We start from the raw sequence: 8,921 nt of genomic DNA, 5'->3' as shown, positions 1-8,921 counted from the left end.
GAGGCGATCGATCTGGCACTGGCCGGTCGGGACGGTGCCCGGCTGGCCAGTGCGTTGGGGTTGCCGGTTGGCAGGAGCACGGTGCTGCGGCTGGTGGGCGCCCTGCCCGAGCCCACGGTCGGGCCGGTCAGGGTGCTGGGCGTGGATGATTTCGCGCTGCGCCGCGGACACGTGTATGGCACGGTCCTGGTGGACATCGACAGCCACCGCCCGGTGGACGTGCTGCCCGACCGGGAGGCCGACACGGTGGCCGACTGGCTGCGCGCACACCCCGGTACGCAGGTGGTCTGCCGGGACCGGGCCGGCGCCTACGCCGACGCGGCCCGCACCGCGGCCCCGCAGGCGATTCAGGTCGCCGACCGCTGGCATCTATGGCACGTGCGCCGTGAGGCGCTGATTGATCGAGTGAAGGTGAGAGACCTTCGCCGCTGTCCTGTCGCAGCAGGACGGTGAAGCTGGGGGCAGCCTGATCCGGGAGGTGCCGGGGAGGGTGGCAAGCGGCCCTGACAAAGCCGGGACGTGTCAGCACCGTCAGATGATGCGGGTCCGGCGAGCGAGACGGAGAGGTATACGAGAGAAACCGGTGTTTGAAGCCTCCTAAGGTGACACCAGCTCGAATCTGGCGGATCTGGGCTGGTTGCGGTGCGTGTCCGCCTTTGTTCCAGGGCGGGCAACTTCCGGGTGGCGCATGCCAGGCGACTCGGGAGGCCACGGCGAAGGACTGCGGCGTAGCCGTGGCGATGCCGCGGGGGTATAGCCGGGTGCCTACTCCGACAAGCGATCGATCGGTGAACACGGGAACCTCCTCGGTCCCGCCCGTCGGCCGCGCCACCAGCGCGGATGGCCGGGCTGGGCACACCGTCTGCCGAGCGGGCCGTGGGAGGGGCGGAGCCGTCGTAGTACTCCGAGCCGGGGAGAGCCCGGCGCATGGGGAAGGACGGCAGCGAGATCGCAGGAAGGTGCTGCAATGTTCGAAGACACCGGGATGGATGTCCCGGTCGCGTGGCCTGACGCCGATATGGCTTGGCTGCGGGTACGGAGGATGCAGGCCAAGCTGCACCGTTGGGCGGTGGCCGATCATGGCTTCCGGTTCGATGATGTGTTCAACCTCGTCTGCGACCCGGCCATCTTGGTGATGGCATTCGAGCGGGTCGCGGGCAACACCGGAGCCCGGACGGCTGGCGTGGATGGCGTGCGTGCCGCCGACGTCGAGGCGTTCGGGGTGACCGCGCACCTGAGCCGCATCCGGTCGGCACTCAAGGCGGGGGCTTTCCGTCCTTTGCCGGTGCGGGAGCGGATGATCCCGAAGACCGATGGGAAACTGCGCCGGCTGGGGATCCCGACCGTCACTGATCGGGTGGTGCAGGCTGCGCTGAAGCTGGTCCTGGAGCCGATCTTCGAGGCGGACTTTCGTCCGTACTCGTATGGGTTCCGGCCGAACCGGCGCGCGCACGACGCGATCGCCGAGATTCATTTGTTCGGCTCCCAGGGATACCGCTGGGTGCTGGACGCGGATATCGAGGCGTGCTTCGACCGCATCGACCACGTGGCCCTGATGGACCGCGTTCGCGTGCGGGTGAAGGACAAGCGGGTGCTGGCGCTGGTGAAGGCGTTCCTCAAAGCCGGGATCATGACCGAACTCGGCGAACGGAACGAGACCACCTCGGGAACACCGCAAGGAGGCATCCTCTCACCCCTGCTGGCCAACATCGCATTGTCGGTGCTCGACGATTTCGCCGCCGAGCACTGGGCAACCACGATGGCCAGCCGGCGGGACCGCGAACGACGCCGCAATCGGGGCCTGCCGACCTGGCGACTGGTCCGCTACGCGGACGACTTCGTCATCATGGTCCACGGCACCCGCGAGCATGTCGAAGAGCTTCGCGGTCAGGTGAGCGAGGTCCTGGCGCGGATGGGCCTGGTCCTGTCCCCGGCCAAGACCCAGATCGTCTCCCTTGCGGACGGGTTCGACTTCCTCGGCTTCCGCATCAAGTGGATGCGCAAGCGGGGAACGACAAGTGGCACGTCTACACCTTCATCGCCGACAAGCCAGTCGCGTCGTTGAAGCGGAAGATCAAAGCCCTGACCCAGAAGTTGTCACATCTCGACTACAAGATCGCGCTGATCAGGATCAACCAGATCTTGCGCGGCTGGGCCAACTACTTCAAACACGCGGTCGCCAAACACACCCTGCAAAGCCTGCACACCTTCGTCTGGTGGCGGGTCATCCGCTGGGTAATGCACCGGCACCGCATGACGTGGACGGCCATCCAGCGATGGCTCCGCGATCCGACCGGACGCTGGAAGCCCATCGAACTGGACGGGATCAGACTGTTCGATCTCGGGAAGGTGTCGATCACGCGATACCGCTACCGAGGCAACAGCATCCCCACCCCTTGGCCAGACGCCCTGACAGGCCCGACACCGACGGCATGATCTCGTGGAGAGCCCGGTGCTCAGTAATGGGCACGCCGGGTTCGGCGGGCGGGCCTGGGAAACGGACCCGGAGCAATCCGGACACCGCGCCCAGGCCCGACCCAACAACCTGGCCGAGCATGCGGAGACGGCCATGGCCGCCGACCACGCATGCTTGCGGGCCGAACCCGAGATCGCCGCGCAGGTGCCGGCCGAGCAGGACACCCTGGACTTGGCCCCGGCCGCTGAGGCGGCCCAGGCTGAGCAGGTGGACAACTCAGGCTGGTTGCCCGGACCAAGCTTCGCTACGAGCAGGTGCAGGCGTTGAAAGCGCAGGGCAAAGGGCATCATGTCGATCATGCGGGAGCTGCGGCTGGCCAAGGGAACCGTGCGCCGCTTCTACCGGGCCGCCACCGTGGAGGAGCTGCTGGCCAAACCCCGTGCCGGCCGGCCCAGTGTGCTGGATCCGTACAAGCCCTACCTGCATGAGCGCCGGAACGCCGGTGTCTGCAAGGCCAGTGTGCTCTACCGGGAGATCACTGAGCAGGGCTATCACGGCAGCCAAGGCAGGGTCGCGGTTTACCTCGCGCCCTTCCGCGAACTGGCAGCCGCGCCATCAGCACGACCCGCGGTGCCCAAGATCCGACGCATCACCTCCTGGATGCTCACTCGGCCCGACGAACTCGACGACGAGCACCTTGCCGCGCTCAAGCAGGTCCTCGCCACCTGCCCGCACCTGGATGCCACCGCCGGCCACGTGACCGCATTCGCCGCCATGCTCACCGCCGCCACGGCGATCGGCTCGACTCTTGGATGGCCGCCGTCGCTGCCGACGACTTACCCACCTGCACCGATTCGTCAACGGTCTGCGTCGCGACTACGACGCTGTCCGCAACGGGCTGACCCTGCCGCACAGCTCCGGCGTGGTCGAAGGCACCGTCAAACGTCTCAAAATGATCAAGAGACATATGTACGGCCGCGCCGGCTTGGACCTGCTCCGCAAGCGAACCCTCCTCGCTCCATGATCTGGCACGGCCAGTTCGATCACGAAATTGGGCCAGATCCAGTTTTCATGCGCCGTCGAGTGCGCCGTGAGGCGCTGTTGATTCGAGTGGAGGTGAGAGACCTTCACCGCCTTTCCTGTCGCAGCAGGAGGGTGGAGCTAGGGGCAGCCCGATCCGGGTGGTGCCGGTGCGGGTGGCAAGCGGCCCTGATCAAGCCGGGACGCGTCAGTACTGCCAGATGGTGTGGGTCCGGCGAGCGGGACGGAAAGGAGTACGCAAGGAACCGGCGTTTACGTCTCTCAAGCGTGTACCGGCTCAAACCTGGTGGATATGGGCCGGGAGCGGTGCGCACCCGTTCGGATTGGATAGTCGGGCGGGGAACTTCAGGGTTGGCTTTCGACGGCTGGCCGGGAGATCACGGTGACGTGCTGCGGGGTAGCCGTGGTGATGCCGCAGGGACCGAGTCGGGCTCCTCCTTCGTCGAGCGAATCAACAGTGAACACGGGAACCGTCCCGGTCCTGCCCACCGCCGCGCACCCGGCGCGGAGGGTGGGCTGGGTGCACCGACCGCCGATCGGTCCGGGACGGGGCGGAGCCGTCGTAGTACTCCGAGCCGGGGAGAGCCCGTGCACATGGGGAAGGACGGCAGCGGTTTCGAGAAGGGAAGGACGCTGTAATGCCGAAAGATGCGCCGGTGGATGCCGACGCACCGCAGCCGGACGCCCCGGCGGGGCCTCGGTCGCGGGTATCGGGGATGCAGGCCAAGCTTCACCGTTGGGCGGCGGCCGATTCGGGCCGCAGGTTCGATGACTTGTTCAACTTCGTGTGCGACCCGGCGACGCTGCTCGTGGCGTTCGACCGGGTCGCGGGCAACACCGGCGCGAACACTCCCGGCGTGGACGGCCTGACCGTTGCCGACGTCGAGGACGTGATCGGTGTGCCTGGGTTCCTGGGCGACCTGCGCACCCAACTCAAGGATGGGACGTTCCGGCCGCTGCCGGTGCGGGAGCGCACGATTCCCAAGCCGGGAGGCAGCGGGAAGGTCCGGCGGTTGGGGATTCCGACCATCGCGGACCGGGTCGTTCAGGCGGCGCTGAAGCTGGTGCTGGAACCGATCTTCGAGGCCGGCTTCGAGCCGGTTTCCTATGGGTTTCGGCCGAGGCGGCGTGCGCACGACGCGATCGCTGAGATTCAACGGTTCGGCACCAAGGGCTACCAGTGGGTGCTCGACGCGGACATCGAGGCGTGCTTTGACTCCATTGCACACTCCACCCTCACGGAGCGGGTGCGCAGGCGAGTCAAGGACAAGCGAGTGCTCACGCTGGTCAAGTCGTTTCTCAAAGCCGGGGTTCTGACCGAGCTCGGCGACCAGGAGGACAGCCTGACTGGAACACCGCAAGGGGGCATCCTGTCCCCGCTTCTGGCCAATATCGCCCTAAGCGTGCTCGATGAGCACGTGCACGGGCCATGGCGGCCCGGCGGGACGCAGAGTACCCCGAGCCGACGCGCCCGTCGTCGCGGGAAGAACCTGCCGAACTGGCGGATCGTGCGCTACGCGGACGATTTCGTCGTGCTCGTGCACGGTAAACGCGGCGACGTCGAGTCCCTGCGCGAAGACATCGCCGATGTGCTCGCTCCGCTGGGTCTTCGGCTCTCCGAGGCCAAGACCCGCGTAGTGCACATGAGCGACGGATTCGACTTCCTGGGGTTCCGCATCCAGTGGCGCCGCAAGCGAGGGACGAACAAGTGGTACGTCTACACCTTCATCGCCGACCGGCCCATCCGGTCGTTGAAGGACAAGATCCGTGCCCTCACGAGCAGGTTGTCGCAGCAGCGCCCCAGGGACGCGCTGATCCGGCTCAACCAGATCATGCGCGGCTGGGCCAACTACTTCCGGCACGCAGTCTGCAAGCACACCTTGGATTCCCTCGAGAACTTCGTGTGGTGGAGGGTGATCCACTGGTGGATGAAGCTGCACCGCTGGACGTGGAAGGACGTCCGCCGACGCTTCACCGACCACACCGGCCGGTGGCACAGACCGTCAGCGGACGGGATCGAACTATTCAACATCGCCTCAGTCCCGATCACCCGATACCGGTACCGAGGCATCAAGATCCCCAACCCCTGGATCACGCTCAACCACGCCTAACGGCAGAGACCGTGGAGAGCCCGTTGCCGAGAGATCGGCACGGCGGGTTCGGCGAGCGGCCTGGGGAAACGGACCGGGAGCAACCCCGACACCGCGCCCCAGGCCGACTCAACCAGCTCCCCACCGCCTCATGAGGGCCACCTTCGCTTCCCACCATCGCCCAAGGGCCACTTTGGCTCCGGCGCGTACAAGGGTCACCGTTGCCCCGCCTCGTACCGGCTGCACAACGTGTGTAGGTCACCTGCGCTCTCCGCCACCACGCGAAGGTCACCCTCGCTTCCCCCGCCAGGTGAAAGCCACCTTGGCTTCCGTATGTGCGAGGGTTCCCTTGGCTCGCGGTCACCCGCACGAGGGTCCCCTTGGCTCGCGTCCCGCACGGGGGGTCACCCTCGCTCCGGCCACCGCACGATGGTCACCTTCGCTGCACCTCGCCGCTTGCCCGCATCGCGCGAGGGCCACCCTCGCTCCCGTCGCCGCGCGAAGGTCACCTTGACCCCCGGGTCCAACCCCGGCTGGTTCCTACCGCCGTGATCAAGACACGCCGCTCAAGACCACTTTGGCGGTGGTCGTACGGGCGCGCGTCGAGGTCCCGCTTCTTCCTGTTCAGGAGGGGCTTGACAAGAGGTGGACAATAAAAAATTGGCGTGCTCTCCATAACCCAATGGAGAACCCGCCGAATCTACTGTCAGCTTAGCCGCTGTGAGGGGTATGTGTCAACTCAGGGGTACGAAGACGAATTGCGGGCCGAGCGGAGCTACGTGGCCGGGCTGTACGCGCGGCTCGATGCCGAGCGTGCGCGGGCGCAGGGTGAGTTCAGCGCGGCGTTGCGGGGAAACGGTGGGACACCCACGGAACGGGACGTCCGGGTGCGTGCGCTGGCCAGGGAGTTGAAGCGGCTGGATGTGGCGGACAACGGGCTGTGTTTCGGTCGGTTGGACGCTATTTCGGGCGAGCATTTGTACATCGGTCGGATCGGACTTTTCGACGAGGAGAACGAGCACGAACCGGTGTTACTCGATTGGCGGGCGCCGGCGTCGCGCGCGTTCTACGTCGCCACCGCGGCGAACCCGGAGAATATGCGTCGGCGCCGCCAGTTCCACACCCGCGGGCGGCACGTGGTGGAGTTCACCGACGAGGTGCTCGGCCGCCCCGCCGGTGGCGAGCGAGGGGACGCGGCCCTGCTCGCGGCGGTCAACGCGCCGCGCGGCGCCGGGATGCGCGACATCGTGGCGACGATTCAGGCCGAGCAGGACGAGATCATCCGGCTCGATCACCCGGGGGTGCTGGTGATCGAGGGTGGTCCGGGCACCGGGAAGACCGCGGTGGCGCTGCACCGCGTCGCGTACCTGCTCTACACCCAGCGGGAGCGGATGGAACGCCATGGCGTGCTCGTGGTCGGGCCGAACCCGGCGTTCCTGAACCACATCGGCCGCGTGTTGCCGTCGTTGGGTGAGTCCGACGTGGTGTTCATGACCCCCGGCGACCTCGTGCCCGGTCTGCGCGTCACCGCCGAGGACACCCCGGATGCCGCGCGCCTCAAGGGCTCGCTGAAGATCCTCGACGTGCTCAGGGCGGCGATCGCCGACCGGCAGCGGTTGCCGGAGCATCCGTTGCCGATCGAACTGAGCGGCGTCACGGTGCGGATCGACGCCGAGACCGCGGAGTGGGCCAGGGAGGAGGCGCGCGCGAGCGGGCTGCCGCACAACGAGGCCCGCGCGGTGTTCACCGAGATCGTCACGTACGTGCTCACCGAGCGGGCGATAGGCCGGATCGGCCGGGGTTGGCTGAACCGGTCCGACCGCGAAGCGTGGGAGCGCCTGCGGGCGGACATGCTCAAGGAGCTCGCGGACGATGACGGGTTCACCGCCGCGCTCGACGAGCTCTGGCCGATCCTGACGCCGGAAACACTGTTGGCGCCGCTGTTCACGTCGCCGGAACTGCTGCGCGCGGCGGGCGCCGACCTGGCGCTGCTGCGTAGCGACGGCGAAGCCTGGACGGTGTCGGACGTGCCGCTGCTCGACGAGCTGGTGGACCTGCTCGGCCGCGACAAGGCGGCGGACAAGGTCACCGAGCAGGCCGCCGAGCGGGAGCGGAAGTCCGAGGCCGAGTACGCCGCCGGCGTGCTGGATCTGATGAAGCTGGACCGCGAGGAGATGGACGAGGACGTCCAGTTGGCCGCCGAGAACCTGCTCTACGCGGAGGATCTGGCGGAACGCTTCGTCGAGTTCGACACCCGTGAGCTCGCCGAACGCGCCGCCGCGGACCGGGACTGGACCTACCGGCACGTCGTGGTCGACGAGGCCCAAGAACTGTCCGAAATGGACTGGCGAGTGCTGATGCGGCGCTGCCCGGGCCGGTCCTTCACGGTGGTCGGCGATCTCGCCCAGCGCCGGTCCGTGGCCGGAGCCACGTCGTGGGGCACGATGCTGGAGCCGTACGTGCCCGGCCGCTGGGTCTACCGGTCGCTGTCGGTGAACTACCGCACCCCGGCGGAGATCATGACCGTCGCCGCCGCGCTGCTCGCCGAGTTCGCACCCGGGGTCCAGCCGCCGGAGTCGGTCCGCGCGTGCGGCGTCCAGCCGTGGTCACGGAGGGTGACCGAGGGCGAGCTGCCCGCCGCCATCGAGGAGTTCATCCGGGAGGAGGCCGGTCGCGAAGGCACCAGCGTGGTGATCGGGCCACCGGGTGTGGTCGGCGCGGTGCCGCCGTCGCAGACGAAGGGCCTGGAGTTCGACGCCGTCCTGGTCGTGGAACCGGAGCGGATCCTCGCCGACGGCCCACGCGGCGCGGCCGAGCTCTACGTCGCCCTCACCCGCGCCACCCAACGCCTCGGCGTCCTGCACCTCGGCCCGTTGCCGCAGCCCCTGACCGGACTCGCCGAGGTCGGGCCACCCGCCCGGACCGGGAGTCGACGGTCGGCGTAGCGATGCGCGCGACCGGCCCTGAGCCAGGGCCGGCCGCTGGTCGCCGCCCGAGCGAAGGTGGCCTTCGCCATGGGTCAGGCGCAGGCGCGGGTGAGGGCGTCGAGGGTGTTGACCTTCTCGTCGGCCCAGCGCGTGATACTTGCCGGGTTCATGTCGTCGGGGCCCAGCTCGCCGACCTTGCGGGACATGTCGGTCAGCGCGGTGCGGAGGGCCTCGTCGGGGGTCTGACCGGCCAGGCGGGCCAGGTCTTCGGAGGTCTTCTGCGCGTCCTTGACGGCTTGCTCGGGGTCGCTCAGATCAGGGGAGAAGCCGGCCAGCCGCAAGGCATCCACGCAGATGCTCGCCTTGTCGGTCGCCTGCCCGGCGGCGTCGGTCGCATCGCGGACCGCGTCGCAGCCGGCAAGACCACAGGTCGCCGCCGCGGCCAGC

The 8,921-nt window shown here is 68.1% G+C and carries 7 protein-coding genes and 1 pseudogene; 7 read left to right on the top strand and 1 reads right to left on the bottom strand.

Translation table 11 applies throughout. The features are described 5' to 3' along the window. The 7 genes and pseudogenes from VGX25_RS10895 to helR all read left to right on the top strand — a co-directional run. Window positions 1-453, top strand: a 453-nt coding sequence (locus VGX25_RS10895) for a transposase (protein ID WP_326917531.1), incomplete at its 5' end; no start/stop codon positions are given. A gap of 514 nt (window positions 454-967) precedes the next feature. After that, the gene (ltrA, locus tag VGX25_RS10890) at window positions 968-2,065 is read left to right on the top strand and encodes a group II intron reverse transcriptase/maturase (RefSeq protein WP_326917530.1); all 1,098 of its coding nucleotides are present in this window, start codon (window positions 968-970) and stop codon (window positions 2,063-2,065) included. Continuing rightward, a complete protein-coding gene (locus VGX25_RS10885) occupies window positions 2,062-2,436 on the top strand; it encodes a group II intron maturase-specific domain-containing protein (RefSeq protein WP_326917529.1) in 375 nt (124 codons plus the stop codon). The genes ltrA (VGX25_RS10890) and VGX25_RS10885 overlap by 4 nt, the downstream gene beginning before the upstream one ends. 16 nt (window positions 2,437-2,452) lie before the next feature. Then, window positions 2,453-2,743, top strand: coding sequence for a hypothetical protein (locus VGX25_RS10880; protein WP_326917528.1), 291 nt, complete (start codon window positions 2,453-2,455; stop codon window positions 2,741-2,743). 511 nt (window positions 2,744-3,254) lie between these two features. Continuing rightward, window positions 3,255-3,440, top strand: a pseudogene (locus tag VGX25_RS10875) (ISL3 family transposase); the annotation flags it as partial. A 655-nt stretch (window positions 3,441-4,095) separates the two neighbouring features. Next, the gene (gene ltrA / locus VGX25_RS10870; protein ID WP_326917527.1) at window positions 4,096-5,568 is read left to right on the top strand and encodes a group II intron reverse transcriptase/maturase; all 1,473 of its coding nucleotides are present in this window, start codon (window positions 4,096-4,098) and stop codon (window positions 5,566-5,568) included. Window positions 5,569-6,278: 710 nt separating this feature from the next. Next, window positions 6,279-8,492 carry an RNA polymerase recycling motor ATPase HelR gene (gene helR, locus VGX25_RS10865; RefSeq protein WP_326917526.1) on the top strand — a complete coding sequence of 738 codons (2,214 nt, stop codon included), beginning with the start codon at window positions 6,279-6,281 and terminating at the stop codon, window positions 8,490-8,492. Between the two features lie 74 nt (window positions 8,493-8,566). Here the strand turns inward: helR and VGX25_RS10860 are convergent. After that, the coding region (locus tag VGX25_RS10860; RefSeq protein ID WP_326917525.1) for a bacteriophage spanin2 family protein at window positions 8,567-8,921 on the bottom strand (355 nt) is incomplete at its 5' end.

The sequence above is a fragment of the Actinophytocola sp. genome, from assembly GCF_035942955.1.
Taxonomy (GTDB): Bacteria; Actinomycetota; Actinomycetes; order Mycobacteriales; family Pseudonocardiaceae; genus DASYTH01.
This window is presented reverse-complemented; position numbering and strand designations above follow the sequence as displayed.